This is a genomic window from Bacillus sp. PK3-067 (assembly GCF_056738645.1).
The window spans coordinates 49,611-66,514 of record NZ_CP096493.1 but is presented as its reverse complement, the minus strand read 5'-3'; the positions used below and the strand labels follow the sequence as shown (position 1 = coordinate 66,514).

Below are 16,904 nucleotides of genomic sequence, written 5' to 3'. Positions count from 1 at the left end.
GTTTATTTAAGGGGAGAAAGTTGTGAATATTAGATCTGTTATTTTAGCTGTAATTACATTAATAGTTGTTATTCCGTTAGTTTATATGTCTCTTAAGGATAAAAACTATATTAGTGCCCTTAGCATTATTGTTAGTGCCGGAATTGTGTTGAGTTTCTACAAAGATGGTTTTAAGAAAAAAGATCAAAAAAATTAAAGAACATATAAATAAGTCATTACCACTAACTATTGTAGTTTTTGGGACATAAAAAAACGAAGTCTTTTGAAAGACTTCGTTTTTTTATCGTGCCAACAAAGGTACTCAACCCTTTTACCATTATTTACTTTACGTATTCCATAAGAGACGCTAATACTATGGTAAAAAAGCTTGTAACAGCTGATTGAATAAGAAATATCACAACAATTGGAACTGCAGATTTCACCTTACTTAATCCTGCTGTCGTTTGTAATCCAATCCAAATTAAAAACATGTACCATAAGTGAAAGATTTCGATTGTACTAGCAATTCCATACGCAATTGTCCCTTCTGGAAATAAGAAAGCCAAATTAGTATAACCAGTGATACCTCCACCAAAAATAAGCGTTAACAGTGCATTTAGGAGTGCCCCTGTAAGAAGTACAATACTTGCATAGGTAATAATTCCAACTATTTTTTTATACGATGTATCATTCCCAAAAAACACCATGAATACCTTATATACTATTGCTACAAATAATGTTCCAATCATTGCTCCCAAGAATCCTGTTCCTATTGCTTTTCCAATTAATAGTCCCATAGATTCTTGCATATCGTCACCAAATTGTTTTTTTAGTTCAAGCATTTCTGGAGTATTCTGTGATACATATGTAGTTACTCCGTTGATAAGTGATTGTAAGAAAGCAACCAAGAAGAAAATTCCCCACACCTTTTTGGTACTTTTAAGCCTTGTAAATTGTGCGCTAGGAGAAGTAAACATTCCTAGCAGTGATGGTTTTCCAACAAGATTCTCTGTTGTTACATTTGTTTCCATTATAAATCCTCCTTGTTTATATATCACTCGTTCTAGCTGATGGTTCACATATTCTTCGAAAAACTAGAAACCACCAACTAAATTATTTAGTATGTAGAAACGTCTATCATACTAGCAAGCTTATTCGTAACGAAGTGCTTCAATCGGATCTAGTTTCGCAGCTTTATTTGCTGGCATTAATCCGAAAATTATACCGAGTATCATAGAAAATAATACCCCTCCTATAACGACTTCCCATGAAACAAGTGGTGGCCATTTCGCAAATTTCGAAATAGCATATGCTCCTCCATATCCAAGACCAATTCCAATTAATCCACCAAGAAGAGTTAACATAACAGCTTCAATTAAGAATTGAAGCAAAATTTTACTACGAGTTGCTCCAAGAGCTTTGCGTATACCAATTTCACGTGTACGTTCTGTGACAGATACAAGCATAATATTCATCACACCAATACCACCAACAACTAATGAAATACTAGCAATTCCTCCAATAATCATAGTCATAATATTTGTTACCTGAGAAATACCTTCTTGAAGTGCTTTTAAGTTCAGCACTTCATATTTTCCAGTTGCATCACTTGGCTTGCGGCTATTTAATACAGCCACAGCTTTTTCGCCTGCCTTTTCCAAAAGATCCACATTTTTTGCTTGTACAGAAATATTTTGAATTTTATCTTCCCCATACAATATCGGCCATAATGAAATAGGAATTAATGCTTCAGACGAGCCTATTCCCATAAACTCATTATCTGATTTATAGACACCAATAATTTGCATTGGTTGACCTTTCATTTCAATAATTTTACCGACTGGATTGGCATCTTTAAACAACTTTTCTTCCATTTGTTTACTAATCATAACAACGTTATTACCTTGATCTACATCGGATTCTTGTAAGGAACGTCCCTTTAACAATTTTATTTTATTTACTGCAAAATACTCACTATCTAGACCAGTAACATTCACCATTTCTTTTTTATCTTCAATATCAAGCGGCTCCGTACTGGAATTTGTTGTTACAACATGTGAAATTTCTTGAATCTTTTTTATTTCAAAAATGTCTTCCTCTGTTATTTTAGGGGAATCAGACATGTCCATTCCCATAGGATCATTTAAATCAACATTATAATTAATAGAGACGGTTTGATTTCCAGATCCAGCAAATTGCGATTTTAACATTGCCTCCCCGCCTTGTCCAATCGCAACGACAGTAATAATAGAACCCACGCCAATAATAATCCCAAGCATTGTAAGAGCAGAACGTAATTTATGAGCTATTATAGAAGAAACAGCAATTTTTAGACTATCTAATAAACTCATATCGCATACCTTCTATCTTCTGTAATTTTCCCATCTCGCAGTACAATACGACGAGAAGAATAGTCAGCTACCTCTTCTTCATGTGTAATCATAACAATGGTCGTACCTTCTATATTTAAATTTGTAAATATATCCATAATTTGCTCACTTGATTTTGTATCAAGTGCACCTGTCGGCTCATCAGCCATAATAAATTTTGGGTTATTCGCAATTGACCTTGCGATTGCTACACGTTGCTTCTGTCCACCTGATAGCTCACTTGGTAGATGATGAAACCTGTCAGACAATCCCACTTTATCAAGTGCTTCAAGCGCACGTTGGCGCCGCTCAGTTTTTTTTACCCCACTATAAATAAGCGGAAGTTCAACATTTTCCATTGCTGAAAGACGTGGTAATAAGTTAAAGTGCTGGAATACGAATCCGATATATTCATTGCGAATCAAAGCCAATTTTTCCTCGTCCGCTGTTAAGATATTGACATCATTTAATATATACTCACCATCTGTCGGGCGATCTAAACAACCAATAATATTCATCAACGTTGATTTACCAGAACCAGACGGCCCCATAATAGAGACAAACTCACCACTTTGAATCGTTAAACTAATACCGTGTAAAATTGGCACTGTCAACTTACCTTGATAATATGTTTTAGAAATATTATTTAACGTAATCATTTCTCTTTCACTTCCATTCCGTCATACACGTTGTCGGAAGGATTTTCAACCACCTTTTGCCCCAATGTAGCGCCTTCAATAATCTCTGTCCAGTCTCCATCAGTAGCACCTTTCTTTACATTTTGCTTATGAAGTCTTCCTTTTTCCTCGATATAAACAAATGTATCATCGCCCTTTTCTACAATGCTCTTGCTTGGAACAGCAAGCATCGGTTTGTTTTCTAGGTTTACTTGTAAAGAAACGTGATAACCTGGAGATAGGCCATCTTGACTATCAAGACTTGCTTTATATGTATATTGAGACATAGTTTGAGTTCCTTCCCCCATGCCGCCTGTAGCCTGAGCCATTTCTGCACTTGTCGGGAATTCACTTATTTCTGTAATCTTACCTGTCCATTTTTTCTTACTATTTGCCTTTGCAGTTACAGTAAACGTTTGGTCCTTTTGAATTTGTGATTTCTGAAGCTCTGTTAATGTTCCCTGAATTTGGAACGGATCTTTGGAGGCAATTTGTAAAAATGCTTTTCCTTGTCCACCAATAGCCTGGGATGAACTTTGTGCCGCATCCTTATCTAACTTTTGTACAACGCCAGCGAAATTACTATAAATCGTAAGTTCTTTCTGTTTCTTTTGTAGTTCTTCTTTTTGTAACTTTCCTTTTTCTTTTTCAAGCTCAATTGTTTTTTGCTGCATTTCTAACTCGCTTACTTGCTCTTCCATTGAGGCTGTTACTTCATTCTGTTTCTTCTGCATTTCTTCTTTTTGTAACTTTTCTTTTTCTTTCTCGAGCTCAATTGTTTTTTGCTGCATTTCTAACTCGCTTACTTGCTCTTCCATTGGAACTATTACTTCTTTTGTAGCAACGCTATTTTTTGCTTTCTTAATTTCCTTCTTCAATGAATCAATTTTCTTTTTTCCTTGATCATAACGCATATCTATCATCTTTTGATCAAGCTCAACCTGCTTCATCTGTAAATTAATTTCTTCATTTTCATAAGAAAATAATTTTGTTCCTTTTTCTATCTCTTGTCCTTCTTTTACCTCAATCTCTTTCACTCTTCCTTTTGTTGGATCTGTGTAAAAACTTTCTATATTTCCTGGTTTTACTTGCCCCGAAATTAATTTCGTACTATTAAACTTACGCTCTGTTACTTTCTCGAAACTTACAGCTTCCGCTTCTTTTACATTCATTTTCTTTCCTTGCATCATAAAAATATTGATACCTACAACAATAGCCATTAATATTATTATCCCAAGGATAAACCATTTCTTCTTTTTTTTCTGGTACTGTAATTGCATAAATCTTTTACCCCTTTATGAGATTATTTAATTAAGAAATATTATCCAACTTAAATAATACTATATGAAAATCAATCAATTTTCCATAATAATAAAAACATATAAAGACCCTTATAATTACTATTAATTTTATATCTTTATAAATTCTCTTTTTTAAATTTCACTTCAATATACTCTTAATAAGTAATTTAGAAAAATAAAAAAGCTTCCTCAAAATAAGGTAGCTTTCATTTAATTACTATAATAAATCTCTAAACCATTACATAATAACCAGATTTAGAAATTCCATAAGTTAAATATTAATTTTATTGCTAAGACGATGGACCACCGCCTTAACTTAACGTAGTTCGAAATACAAATAGCTGTTTTATAATCTTGAAATGCTTTTATGCCGTACAAATAAATTTTTCTTTTGATCCTCATTGTATATGTTAATGATATCCATATTTTTAACAAGTTTGAATTTTAACATTCAAACTATATTACGTGTCCTCTTATTAGTTTTACTATTAGATTAATAATTATTTTAATAGTAATTTTGCAAAAACATTATATCTCTATATATAATATTCAGAAACATCAATATACAAAAAGATGAAACTGAAATATAATATGCAATATTGCATATTATATTTGTCGATATAATTAAATGTGCATTAACATGTATTTTTATTAGTTTTTACATTGGCTAATTAGTATATTTTAGCTTACTTGTTTTTTCTCACATGTAAAAATATACATCCCACTACTAACCTTTGTAAAGCTTTCCAGTTTATCTTCTTTTTTCCTTATTATTCTGCTATGATTGTTCCAGATATGCAGATTTTGTGACAAAGATTATTATATAAAATTAAAAACCCCAACAAAAATTTTTAAATGGTCATTTAGCTTGGCGGCAGATACCCTTTAAAAATCCGGAGCAGAGGTTTTGTAGATACGTAAATTAAGTTGGTACTTAAATAGTAGCATAACTTAAAAAAAACGTAAATATGAATCCTCTATTTTGGTATGTCTACATTTTGTTGGGGCGAAAAATGGAGGATTTTTTATGTCAAATGACGTATTTAAACACGCACGAAAACGGGGACATAGCGTTGTAGAAAACGCCCTACTTGATGATTTTAACCTTACAGGAATGGCAAAATACCTATTAATTCAATTTTGTTCGCATCGTGAGGGCGTATGGAAAGTTACCATGCCAGATATTATTAAGCGTTCTAAAAACGGACGTGATGCACACTATAAGGCCCTTAAAGAATTAATACATAACAAATATGTTGCTCGCGTTAAAGTTTTAGATAATGGAAAACATAAAGAACAAATTTACATTTACGGACAAATTAAAGAAGATGTTGCGGAAATGTTAGAGGAAACTTTACAGGAACTAAAAACACAAGGTTACGCAGTTCGAATAGAATTCGGGAATCCACTTACTGAAAATCCGCATGTGGAAATCCCGGATTCGGATTTTCAGTATAATATAAAATACCAAAGAAAAAATACTAATAAAGAAAATACCAATATTTCTATACAAGATATAGTGAAATTTGATGATGATAAGCGAAGCTTTCCTTCTCTATCAGAAAAACATTTAAATCTAATTGTTAATACTCTTCGAGAAGCTACAAATGATGAATTAACAGATAGAAGCTTCAAATCTGTTTTAAGAAAAGTAATGGACAAATATAATCAAGGGAAAATCTCTAATTTTAGAGATTATTTCATTACGGCCCTGGTTAATAAGATTGAAGAATTAGATCTTAGAAGAACAAAAGAAAATGCAAAAAAACAATTACAAGAAGATAAATTAAATCGTAATATAATACTTCAATCGCTTTCAACACACGAATACACTGGTAAAATTCCCTTCTATAATTGGTTGGGTTCATAATATAATATAAAACTATTAATAGAGAGTTTATTGTTAGTAAAATAAGCACATATGATGCTATCTCAAAATAAAAAGAAGATTAAACTAGTAAAATAGACTAGTTTAATCTTCTTTTTTATTTAATGTGAATTTTGACCTTTGTATAGCAATGAAACAAAATTACGCAACAAGCATTAGTGGACACCATACTACTAAAAATAAGTCTTTTATGTGCACAAATACTGAACATAAGTTTTTGTTCCATTGCTACATATACTATAGATGTTATTTTTACTTATAGTTGGATAATCTCACGTATTTCTTCTATGCGTAAATTTGTAAACTTTGCAATATCTTCAATTGGCATTCCATTTTTATGCATTCCACGAATTAATTGGATTTTCCCTTCTTCTATTCCCTCTTGACGCCCTTCTTTCTTCCCTTCATTACGAGCATGAGCAAATTTTGCGGCTTCATCCATCAACGCTTTCTCCCTTGCTTCATACGCTTGTCGGAAAGAAGAATCTTGACTCATACGTTCCCATTTATTCATTGCTTTTTGTAAAATCGGGTCTTGGTTCATCGCAATATCCTCCAATGTTTGAGCTAATTGTTCATCCTCATTCGCTGGAAGTAATAACAACCAACGAACAAACGAATCTTCCCAGGGATTTATTTGTTCATTTCGCCACTGTTGCATGAGTTTTGGAATCTCTACAATATGAACTTCAATATCATCACTCAATATTTTCTGTTGTTGTTGATTCCATAAGATTCCTGTTGTATGAAATGCTTCATATTCTGGAAACATGACAAAGTTTAATAAATTAATCGTAATTGTTTTATGAAGAGAACTATAGGGCATTCCTTTTTGAAGTTGGGATGTGTATAGCCTTCCCCAGTAATATAAACTTCTCTTAATCATATCATGATTATTATTTAGCTGGATTTCTACATTTACCTTTGTTCCCGTATCTAATGTTGCGGAAATATCTAAAATCGATAATTTATCTTCTTCATGTTCTCGGTGCAAGTGTGGGTCTTCTAATTGTAAGGAAACAATAGGGGATTCTAAAGAATCTTGTAACAGAGCATTTAAAAAAGCAATCAGAATATCTTCATTTCCACTTGTGCCAAATAATTGTTTAAAAGCAAAATCAATGCGTAAATTTACTAATTGTTGGTTGGACATGGGTTTTCCTCTCCCCATCTCATATGATGTTTTTCTTTCATTGTACATAAAAGAGTGATCCATATGCAAACAAGCTCTTATATCCGTAGACATAAGAGCTTGTTTGCTACCATACATAATTAACAGATTAGTTGGCTTTCATAGAAATTGAAAGATTACCTACTGTAAGGAAAACTCACGTTTAGTATACAAAATACAAATAAAAATGCAATACATAAATTGATACAATATAGTCCAATACATTTAAAATTCTATCCAAACATGTACTGACCCGCTCTCAATTTTAAAATTAATATCAACATTACATATTTAAAAGATGTATTCCCTTCATTCTTACACTATACTAAAAATGATCAATTAATATGTGTCTCCATTATGTGGAGTTAATATAAAAAAAGTTCCCTTTTTAGAGAACTTTTTTATTATCTTATATCGGCTATTTTCTGAAACACATAAACTAGCCGCATTCACTTTTATTCTACACTTTCCTAATCGTTACTTTACTTCCAATTGTAATATGTCATATATATGTATGTTAAACTATACCTGATATACAATATTTATTTTTAGCTGTTTGTGGAACTCTTGCGTTTTGGTACAAGTCTTTCCACTATTTAAACCTATAGATAATCTTACCTTTGATGGCAAAAGAGAGGGGAAGTCGACTGTGGACTTAATGTACTTATTAACTAATGAGAACGGTTTAGGAACTTTCAAAATTACAAACTCTATCTCAGATACTTGGACAGGAACAATTGTAAGCGTAAGGGAAAGAAAGTTAATAAAGAAAAACGTTACATATAGAGCTATTATGGTTTTATCTGTAGAAGATAGACGTATAAAATCTTATGTAGATAGAGCTTTACCCATAATTGGCGCGGTAACTACAGCACAATTCGAAAGAATAGATGAGTAAAGAACACACCACCCAACTGACTTAAGCCCCACATGGGATGTATCCATACTTTCCCCTACTGATCTTAATTGATTGGTAGGGAAATTTCTTGTTTATGCAAAGAACTTACCATACCCATGTTCATGTGCCCAATGTTTAAAATTATCAACTTTAAAATTACGGTCATATACTGAATAGTAACCTTCATCAGTCTTACTAGATACTTTCTCACCACACCAATTACACTTAAAAGATCAATTTCGTTTATCACTATTAAACTTCTTATATGTATACCAAGCCTTAGGAATCAAATACTTCCCCATTTCATCTTCTTCTAACGAAATAGATACATATCTCATATAATCTAATAACTGCATATGCTTATTGTAATCATCTATATTAGGCATATCTTCACACATATAAAACTCTTTAATTTCTTCAAACAGTGCTTTTACATCTTCTCTTGAATAGACATTGCCTCTTTCATTAGCTAAACAAGAATATTCTCTAGATTCCCCATTATCTTCTTTTACTTCTACTCGAATAACACGATAAAACCTAGGAAATACCCTTCTTCTATCAATAACCATTTATTTTATCCCCTTAGTTTTAATGAATTACCCCCTCTATAATGATAGCATTACTTTTTAATTTTAAACGCATTATGTATATACAAAAAGGGAACATGGATTATCTCCACATTCCCTTTTCAAATTACTATATGTTCAATAGTTGTTTAATAAATTCAAACAATCCAGTAGACCCAAATACAGCAGAAATAACAACTTCAAAATTAACATGAAAAGAAATTTCTGTTGTGTCTGAATCCTTCTTATAGAAGAATTTGAACATAGACGATCCTCCGATCGTACGTTGTATTCGATATAAATAAAAAAATTCCCTTTATAATTCACGTTGTCTAAACGGTATCTACCCTACAATATTACTGGGTGATAAGCATTCTCAAAAAAGAAAGCAATACCTAATCCCAGTACGCGACAATAGATAAAATAGTAATCACTTACTTACCTATATTATCTCAAATTATGCCTAAACAAACAAGTGTTTCCATTCAAATTTTCTCCAGAATCCAAACGTTTATCTTTATAATCCCTTTATCCAATCCTCACGTCTCTTTTTCAATTCCACTTTGCTAGTTAACTCATTCCCCTTAACATTTCCAATTGGTTTATATAAGTTAATAGCATATAATTCATAGATATTTCGATCTTTCCTATCACAATAAAACACATCAACAGAATGAAACACACGATGGAATCTCTTTGTAACACTACTCTTACCAGTCATATGTTTAGTAAGCCTCTTACTTAAATTTAAAGCCTCTCCAATGTAAACAATTTCCCCACTTAAGTCCCTTATAAAATAAAATCCTGAATCTGAATTAACTTTATAAATTTCTGATACTGGAATACTTAAAGAACTCTTAGGAATTTCAATCTTTATCAAAGTTATCTCTCTCATTTCTAATCTTTTTCTTTTATAATATGATTCTATGATATACTCTTGATAAGCTGGGGAATCGCTCCCCTCTATGTACTTATTTATTTATCTATTCAGCTTGACACTTAGTCCTTTAAGACTAAGCGTCTTTTTTCGTTTACCTCTATATAATTCTTAATCTATGTGTCGTTTAAACTCTATTTCCCTCTATTTTAGTTAATCGTAGTTACTTAGGTATACCACTATCCATGGTTTTTAGTAATTAGTTTTATACTTAACGTGCAGTATATTAGTTAAAATGTGTCTAAACGTACAATTTTCTTTTTTTGATATGGTGAGGCCTATAACGCTAGTATCTTTTCTTACTTCTATTTCTTTTAATGAATCCATAAATTTTATCCATGACAAACTCTTCTCGTTCTTTCCAAATATCTTCAGCTTCCTCTAATGTAACTACTCTCACTAACTCCTCAATTGTTGTATCTTTAACTAAAAATGTAGCTACAGCTCCTGTAGATGTTGAATATTTAGTAATAACTGAATCTATAATAGTATCAATTTCTATTAAGTTATTATTAGACTCCTCTTCATTTTGACTACTTTCGTTTAATATTTTTTTATCGGAAAGTTCTTTTAATCGGGAATTTAGAATAAACTCTACATAACCAATTGGCGAATCAATATCTGAACGAAAACGTATCTCCTCAATTATCTCTAATACAATCTCTTTATGCTTTGCCCATTTCTCAAAAACTTTAGGAAATACTTTTTCTTTACAACGTTCTTCAAATCTTTTAATTTTTTGTTCGAATGTATTTGGCTGTTGAAACTTATCTAATTTCTTTTCAAAATGAACTAAATCAGAATCTTTCTTTTTCTGAGCACGAATGATGAATTTAATTTTTTGTACTTTCCTACCTATTTTAATTTCCTCAAATTCAAAAGAAATATCTGTTTTTTGGTTTAATTCTTTTTGAGAGGGTTTCAATACACGTTGCTTGAAATTTGCATAGTTAGGATATACATCCATTGCATCTAAGTAATACCTTAAGTTTTCTAGACTAATTGTACGTTCCCTTAAATCTTCATATTGCTTAAGTAGTTCATAAATACGTATAGCATATGTACTTTTTAATTTAACAACATTAGCCAATCTATAGCTTGTAAATTTGCTACTTAGCTCCAATAAGAATGGCTTTAATAAAGGATCGAAACGCATATCAATTGTCCCTTTATTTCTATTGTAAATTGCTGAAGAAAGCCAAGATACTTGTATTAATTCTTCCCCTGCTCGAATTTCAATTACTTTAGATAATAGTTCCTTTGTAATTTTACTTAACTCTGTATATTTAGTAGATCCATTCAAACCAAGTAGATCATGGAATTGTTTAATTGGGAATGTGTATGTTTTAAAATCCCGGTCATTGGGTTCAATATTACTAGCCAAACAAAGTAACATTTTTTGTTCAACTAAATTCAAACGTGAATTAGCTTCAATCAAAGTATTTGATTTAGAAACGATATTATTCTCTTTAATTTGTAAATCTTGATTTATAGACATATCTACATACGTCATTCCTTTCCTACCCCTATTGCTAAATTAACTATAACAAACAACAACACTTTGTTATAGTTAATTTTTTTCAAAATCTTATAATAGATTTCCCACTGTAAGATATCTAAGCATTCTACATAACATAATTATGTAGAATACTAAAATAATGAAAATTAATCTTTCTAAATTTATAAAAATATATATCATGTAACTACTTTATTATCTTTAAAACCATTTTTGTTATAGCTACAAATAAATTTGTTATCTTTAAAATCGTTTTTGTTATAGGTAGGCAACCAAATTTGTTATCTTTAAAACCATTTTTGTTATAGACGGAACCAAATTTGTTATCTTTAAAACCATTTTTGTTATAAATAAACAACCAAATTTGTTATCTTTAAAACCATTTTTGTTATAGCTGCAACCAAATTTGTTATCTTTAAAACCATTTTTGTTATAGATAAGTACTATAATCCCTTACATATCAATATGTTTCAGCTTCCTAAAACATATAAACATATAAAACATATAAAACAATTATTATATAAACATACAAAACATATAAAATTATGTTGAAGGTATTAAAATATATTATCTTTTTTTTAAAACTTCATATGTAATTTCAAACTGTGATGTGTTTATAAAACCAAATTTGTTACGTTTATCTTTGTTACATAGCTATAAATACTCAAATGGAAAAACTGGTGATTATATTGATAAAAGTGGTAACCATGAAAATAAGTCCTTGTCATAACAGACATAAGAATTCACCCTAATATTCATCATATATTACTAATTCTCATGAGTTTAACATTTTGTATCTTTTGTAAAACTCATTCCTTAAATGACATAACAAATAAAAGTACTAAAAAAGCCCCCTTCATTAGTAAAGGAAGCTTCTTCATATTTCAGTTCAATAGAAGTCTTCAAAAGTCTCTTCTAAATAACATTCTTAAATTTAATACATTAAAAATCTTGTATTTTCATTAATCTTTCAATAATCAGTGAATCAAATTCTTTAGGTAATTTTGCCGCCTTACATACATAAGAACTAATTAATATCGCAAATTTAGCAGATTGAGGATATTTTTTTGCTAAGTGTTTGGAATAATTATAGTCCTGGCTATTTTCTGATAAGAATTCAAAAGCCACTTCTCTTAGTATTAGTGGAACATGGGAAGTAGCATAAGGTTCTTCTAAGAGTTGTCGAATAAGCTGTACAAATGTATCCCATTCAGGTAATTCCATTTCACTGTCATTACCCTTTTGGCTAGCTATTTGATATAATTTATTCCAATATAAATATTGATCCATTCCACCCCATATCCAAATTTTTAATTCTCTCGATAAATGTTCTTTGGTTTCAGGTAGTAGGTATTGGTTAAAAGTATCTAAAGTTACACGATTTAAGGCTATCGTAAATAGTGATATAAGATCACTTAAAAGTGCAATGTGTTCACGATGATCTGGATTTAGTTCTCTCCTAATATCCCTAATAATGAATAAGGTTTTTCGAAGCTTAAGTTTATCGTCTGCAATATTCCAAAATTCATTTTTGACAAATCGTATTGCATTTTCCAAGGTAGGGAACCTCTTATATAATTCAAAATATTTGTCCCAAGAATTACTATTACATAAAGCACTATCAATTGATTTATAGTGCATACAAGTTTTACTTGCATATGTCTCAAAATCCCTCTCAGATAACAATGAAATATTTAGATTTGAAGATAGTTGTTTATGGTCGCGTTCAATCTCTTTAGTAAGCAAGATTAGTCCCTTATGTGCTTTTAATAGTCCCATTAAACCACTTAGCCAAAAAGAACGGGATATAGGAGACTGGTTTTTTAATGTTTTACAGTCACCGATTAAAAGAGAAAGTTCACCAAATTCAGAAGGAATTAACGCGACAGTATCTAAATCAGTAACAACCTTTTTCTTTGGTGAGACACCTTCTGAAAAATATATTTCGGCTTCCATATGTGGAAACCATTCATTCGCTACATAGTATTTTATTAATTTTAGTTTAAGACCTTTGTCTTTAATAATTTTAAACGCCTCCTAATAAAAAGAGATTATCTACTTCTTCTTGATGTTCTTCAGAAAGGGCAATAGTTTCTTTTTCTTTCAATTTATTTGCACTGATTAAGGATTCTACATAAGTTTGTCCTTGGCTTATAGCTAATCTTACTTCGTCATCAACTTCCAATCCTTTACCCTCTCCCATTACAATTAAGTCTACTGCAAGATTAACAGCTTCAATATTTTCCTCAGTATTAATTAGTTCAAATCTAAACCAGCCAGCAGGAGTCCTAGTTAATTTCCCAACTCTTAATATGGTTAGTTGTTTGTATTGTTCGATTGCTTCTGTATTAGCACCAATATAGTGTTCGCGTTGTAATTTTTTTAGGATTGCATATGGGCTACGAATAGCATACTGCTTTGGAAGATATTGTCCTTGTCTAACGGCAGAAACAAGAGCCATCGCTCTTTCATATATCTCCCTTTTAGTTGGGCTTAATCTAGCATCGCCGGGTTTAGGAGTAAATAAAAAGTAATTTTCCCCTGCGTGAGTTGTTGCAATCGAAGGTGGCTTAATGATACTATCATGAGCTAAACTTTTAAGGAGAGATATTTCAGCATCATTGAGCTTTGTACCATTTATTTCTTTTGTTGTCTCAATTATATGTAAAGGAATACCCTGAGATTGTTTTATTAAACCTAATATTTTTTTTACAGTGTTAGCTCCAGATTTTGCAACTAGTTCAGAAAATAATTCAGCGTTTTCCGAAAAGTAGACTGGGCTTAAAAGAATGTCTTTTCCACGGCTTCGTTTGCTAATAATATAATTTCCTTGTTGACCAATTGATAAGTTTCGATCAACTAATTTTTTATCGGCTCCTAGTTGATAAATAGAAGAAGAGCTAATTGGTGAATCAGTAAGTTTCTTCAAAATAGTAATTGCAAGCTCTTCTGATTCATTGAGTTTTTGTAAATCAGCAAATTCCCCTACTTGTTCATATAAGTCTTCATAAAAAGGGACCGTAGGTAAAACAGATTTAATAGTATTACCCTCTGAGTTAATTTTAACAAATTCAATTTCTGCAAGATTATGCACAATATTTTTACATAATAATGGATGGATGTCTAAAAAATGGTGCGAAGCCAATTTTAATGTGTCATAAGGGATTAATGGAAGTCCTCTTATATGAAGAGCGAGCTTAACCATTAATCCTACTTCAGTTAATGTTTCAAATTCAGCTACCTCTTTATTACCTAATCCTAAGGTAATATCATGGCACCTTAATGCTAATTCTTGTCTTTTTTCCATTACTAATCTAACCACCTTTTAAAATATATGTATTAGAAATTTATATACTTTATAGAAATCGATTTCTTGATAAAACAATTAAAAAAGATTATTAAATACTTTTATTTGAAATACCGTGAAAATGATACCTATCAAGTTAAACTCCTAAATTGCTATAAGATAATAATAGTTTTTAATTGCAATAATTTCTATATATCTCCATCAACTTAATAAATTTTAATACCCTTAAATACAAAAAACGTTATCCTTTCTAAACAAGCTAGATTAGGAAGGATAACGTCTTTTTTTCTTTATAGATAGTGCAACTAGCGATGTAGCGAGCCCCATTTACTTACTTAACATCGATAATATTAATAAATTTAAGGATGTTCTTATTATAAAAAGCATCTGTACATATTACAGCACTATTTAGCGGATCGATATCCGTTACGGTCATATAACTAGTAAGCAAATGGCCATCCTCGTAATATGTAATTAATATTTCTTCTTCAGAAAGCAAGGAACACAGTAATATATTCTCTATACATTCTTTTTCTTCCTGAGTTAAAATCGGTCGTTCCACTTTTGTCTTTTCTTTAATAATTTGACTGATACCAGCGAATTGCTCTGGAATCGCGGAAAATCCTTGCCACTTGACCATTCCTCTTCCTTTTGGCATATTAGCGTTACTCACGATCTATGTCCTCCTAACAATGTGTTTCTGTATCTTGCTGTAGCACTATTTGTGTACGAAATCCCTCTTAATATGCTGTTTTTCCCAAACTTAGTGCGTATTTCATCCATTACCTTAGTTAATTTCATTTCTTTTTCACGTTGTATTACGTTATCAAAAAGGGAGATTTGTTCTTCACCTTCATTAATTAACTTTGTTAAAGAAACATTAATTGATCTGATTGGTTCACCCGTATATAACTCATATAAAAAGTATGTACATATATGATAAATATCCATTGTTAGATTAGTTGGGCGGTTTAAAGTGTGAGTTTTTCTAAAACCACCAGCGTAACTTTTGCTATAACCAATGGAAAAATGGATTGTTTGAGCGAGTTTGTTTTGTCTTCTTAATCGATAACAAACTTCCTCGATATGTTCCAGTAGGATAATTGGAAATTCTTCTATCGTGTAATCACGCATGAGTATTTGGCTTTTTCCGATAGAAGTTGTTGCTGGTATATATTTTTCTGAAATGCGGCTAAAATCAATTCCGTTGCTATGTAAGTGTAATTCTTCGCCAATCACACCAAAGCTTTGTTTGAGATATTTCAGAGGGTATTGTGCTAAGGCTTCGATTGAATGTTTTCCTTTTCGATTTAACTTCATCTCTGTCTTCCTCGATATCCCCCAAAATTTACTAAGTGGTCGTATCGGCCATAATTTTATGGGTACATCTTCGTACTTCCAATATGCAATGCAATCTTTCGTTTTCTTCGCTTCCACATCTAACGCAATTTTACTCATCAATGGATTAGGACCAATTCCTATCGTGCACTCAATACGTGTATGCTCATAAACCTCACGTTTGAATTTCAATGCGAATTCGTATGGGTCATTAGCAAACAGATGAATACTATCGGTAATATCCATGAAAAATTCATCGATGCTGTATTGGTGAAAATCCTCAATGGGTACGTACTGTAGGGCCAACCTCGTTATATAATTGGAACATTTGATATAGGTTCCCATGATTGGATTTACCACGAGAATGTCATTACGACGTGGTATTTCATATAGCCTTGCCATTTTCTTTACTCCTAACGCTTTTAATGGTGGAGTTGCAGCCAAAACAATTGAGCCATTCCTTTTAACATCACCGACTACAGCTAACTTAGTTTGAAGTGGGTCTAATCCCATCTTGATGCAACTGACCGAAGCGTAAAAGCTACGAAGGTCTACACATAAAATAATTCGATTCGGCAATATTGAATAGTCATACACTGTCATCCCCCCAAATAAAAGAACATTAGTTCCTATTATATACGAACTAATGTTCTTTTATAAGACTTTTTTAATACAAATTTTAATCATTTCAAATAAAAAAACCTTGCTAATTGCAAGGCTCCTTTCCTCATTTTATCCAATTGTGTATCGACTATCCTCTGAAACAAGTAAACTTGTATGACCAATTTTGACATGGCATTTCCCAAACCGCCGATTTACTTCCGATTGTAATTTCTCGTTTGCTTCCTCTAAAGAACTTGCTGGAATAATTGTAGATTGTGAGCCTGTTACCTTGCCACTATACATCACTGAAAAGTTCAATTCATATTGATGTATCAAGATTTCTCCACTCCTTTT

Annotated in this window: 16 protein-coding genes and 1 pseudogene; 3 read left to right on the top strand and 14 right to left on the bottom strand. The window is 31.5% G+C overall.

The genetic code is table 11. From position 1 onward, the window contains the following. Positions 1–22 precede the first annotated feature (22 nt). On the top strand, positions 23–196 hold the full coding sequence (locus tag M1D73_RS30050) for a hypothetical protein (protein WP_153599411.1): 174 nt from the start codon (positions 23–25) through the stop codon (positions 194–196). Between the two features lie 124 nt (positions 197–320). Here M1D73_RS30050 and yknW read toward each other — a convergent pair whose 3' ends face one another. From yknW to M1D73_RS30030, 4 genes and pseudogenes are all read right to left on the bottom strand, one after another. Further along, positions 321–1,010 carry a YknW family membrane protein gene (gene yknW, locus M1D73_RS30045; protein ID WP_481158074.1) on the bottom strand — a complete coding sequence of 230 codons (690 nt, stop codon included), beginning with the start codon at positions 1,008–1,010 and terminating at the stop codon, positions 321–323. Positions 1,011–1,130: 120 nt separating this feature from the next. After that, positions 1,131–2,330, bottom strand: a complete 1,200-nt coding sequence (locus M1D73_RS30040) for an ABC transporter permease (RefSeq protein ID WP_065211882.1) — start codon at positions 2,328–2,330, stop codon at positions 1,131–1,133. Beyond that, a complete protein-coding gene (locus tag M1D73_RS30035) occupies positions 2,327–3,007 on the bottom strand; it encodes an ABC transporter ATP-binding protein (protein WP_065211881.1) in 681 nt (226 codons plus the stop codon). Before M1D73_RS30035 ends, M1D73_RS30040 begins: the two co-directional genes overlap by 4 nt. After that, positions 3,004–4,284: pseudogene (locus M1D73_RS30030) on the bottom strand (efflux RND transporter periplasmic adaptor subunit); the annotation flags it as partial. The gene M1D73_RS30035 and the pseudogene M1D73_RS30030, both read right to left, overlap by 4 nt. Before the next feature lie 1,069 nt (positions 4,285–5,353). On the opposite strand from M1D73_RS30030, the gene M1D73_RS30025 reads away from it, so the two are divergent. Continuing rightward, on the top strand, positions 5,354–6,196 hold the full coding sequence (locus M1D73_RS30025) for a hypothetical protein (protein WP_481158073.1): 843 nt from the start codon (positions 5,354–5,356) through the stop codon (positions 6,194–6,196). A 274-nt stretch (positions 6,197–6,470) separates the two neighbouring features. Here M1D73_RS30025 and M1D73_RS30020 read toward each other — a convergent pair whose 3' ends face one another. Continuing rightward, positions 6,471–7,367 carry an Rpn family recombination-promoting nuclease/putative transposase gene (locus M1D73_RS30020; protein ID WP_098801458.1) on the bottom strand — a complete coding sequence of 299 codons (897 nt, stop codon included), beginning with the start codon at positions 7,365–7,367 and terminating at the stop codon, positions 6,471–6,473. A gap of 667 nt (positions 7,368–8,034) precedes the next feature. Here M1D73_RS30020 and M1D73_RS30015 point away from each other — a divergent pair. Next, positions 8,035–8,283, top strand: coding sequence for a hypothetical protein (locus M1D73_RS30015; protein ID WP_481158072.1), 249 nt, complete (start codon positions 8,035–8,037; stop codon positions 8,281–8,283). Between the two features lie 233 nt (positions 8,284–8,516). Here M1D73_RS30015 and M1D73_RS30010 read toward each other — a convergent pair whose 3' ends face one another. From M1D73_RS30010 to M1D73_RS29970, 9 genes are all read right to left on the bottom strand, one after another. After that, positions 8,517–8,852 (bottom strand): hypothetical protein, encoded by a 336-nt coding sequence (locus M1D73_RS30010; protein ID WP_481158071.1) that lies wholly within the window; start codon positions 8,850–8,852, stop codon positions 8,517–8,519. Between the two features lie 127 nt (positions 8,853–8,979). Next, on the bottom strand, positions 8,980–9,114 hold the full coding sequence (locus tag M1D73_RS30005) for a hypothetical protein (RefSeq protein WP_255481549.1): 135 nt from the start codon (positions 9,112–9,114) through the stop codon (positions 8,980–8,982). Positions 9,115–9,366: 252 nt separating this feature from the next. Continuing rightward, positions 9,367–9,729 (bottom strand): GIY-YIG nuclease family protein, encoded by a 363-nt coding sequence (locus M1D73_RS30000; RefSeq protein ID WP_481158070.1) that lies wholly within the window; start codon positions 9,727–9,729, stop codon positions 9,367–9,369. A gap of 343 nt (positions 9,730–10,072) precedes the next feature. Beyond that, complete coding sequence (locus M1D73_RS29995; RefSeq protein ID WP_481158096.1) at positions 10,073–11,284, bottom strand: replication initiation protein; 1,212 nt, start codon at positions 11,282–11,284, stop codon at positions 10,073–10,075. Between the two features lie 960 nt (positions 11,285–12,244). After that, complete coding sequence (locus tag M1D73_RS29990; protein ID WP_481158069.1) at positions 12,245–13,258, bottom strand: hypothetical protein; 1,014 nt, start codon at positions 13,256–13,258, stop codon at positions 12,245–12,247. A 70-nt stretch (positions 13,259–13,328) separates the two neighbouring features. Further along, complete coding sequence (locus M1D73_RS29985; protein ID WP_481158068.1) at positions 13,329–14,609, bottom strand: hypothetical protein; 1,281 nt, start codon at positions 14,607–14,609, stop codon at positions 13,329–13,331. Between the two features lie 331 nt (positions 14,610–14,940). Further along, positions 14,941–15,282 (bottom strand): YolD-like family protein, encoded by a 342-nt coding sequence (locus tag M1D73_RS29980; protein ID WP_481158067.1) that lies wholly within the window; start codon positions 15,280–15,282, stop codon positions 14,941–14,943. Then, positions 15,279–16,544, bottom strand: a complete 1,266-nt coding sequence (locus M1D73_RS29975; RefSeq protein WP_481158066.1) for a Y-family DNA polymerase — start codon at positions 16,542–16,544, stop codon at positions 15,279–15,281. The genes M1D73_RS29980 and M1D73_RS29975 overlap by 4 nt, the downstream gene beginning before the upstream one ends. A 135-nt stretch (positions 16,545–16,679) precedes the next feature. Then, positions 16,680–16,886: a hypothetical protein gene (locus M1D73_RS29970; protein WP_098389773.1), complete on the bottom strand. Its 207-nt coding sequence runs from the start codon at positions 16,884–16,886 to the stop codon at positions 16,680–16,682. Between the last annotated feature and the right edge of the window lie 18 nt (positions 16,887–16,904).

Bases quoted from the DNA above. Each gene is read 5' to 3' on its own strand.
- yknW (WP_481158074.1), bottom strand. From the start codon at position 1,010: ATGGAAACAAATGTAACAACAGAGAATCTTGTTGGAAAACCATCACTG.
- M1D73_RS30040 (WP_065211882.1), bottom strand. From the start codon at position 2,330: ATGAGTTTATTAGATAGTCTAAAAATTGCTGTTTCTTCTATAATAGCT.
- M1D73_RS30035 (WP_065211881.1), bottom strand. From the start codon at position 3,007: ATGATTACGTTAAATAATATTTCTAAAACATATTATCAAGGTAAGTTG.
- M1D73_RS30025 (WP_481158073.1), top strand. From the start codon at position 5,354: ATGTCAAATGACGTATTTAAACACGCACGAAAACGGGGACATAGCGTT.
- M1D73_RS30020 (WP_098801458.1), bottom strand. From the start codon at position 7,367: ATGTCCAACCAACAATTAGTAAATTTACGCATTGATTTTGCTTTTAAA.
- M1D73_RS30010 (WP_481158071.1), bottom strand. From the start codon at position 8,852: ATGGTTATTGATAGAAGAAGGGTATTTCCTAGGTTTTATCGTGTTATT.
- M1D73_RS30005 (WP_255481549.1), bottom strand. From the start codon at position 9,114: ATGTTCAAATTCTTCTATAAGAAGGATTCAGACACAACAGAAATTTCT.
- M1D73_RS29995 (WP_481158096.1), bottom strand. From the start codon at position 11,284: ATGTCTATAAATCAAGATTTACAAATTAAAGAGAATAATATCGTTTCT.
- M1D73_RS29990 (WP_481158069.1), bottom strand. From the start codon at position 13,258: ATGGAAGCCGAAATATATTTTTCAGAAGGTGTCTCACCAAAGAAAAAG.
- M1D73_RS29985 (WP_481158068.1), bottom strand. From the start codon at position 14,609: ATGGAAAAAAGACAAGAATTAGCATTAAGGTGCCATGATATTACCTTA.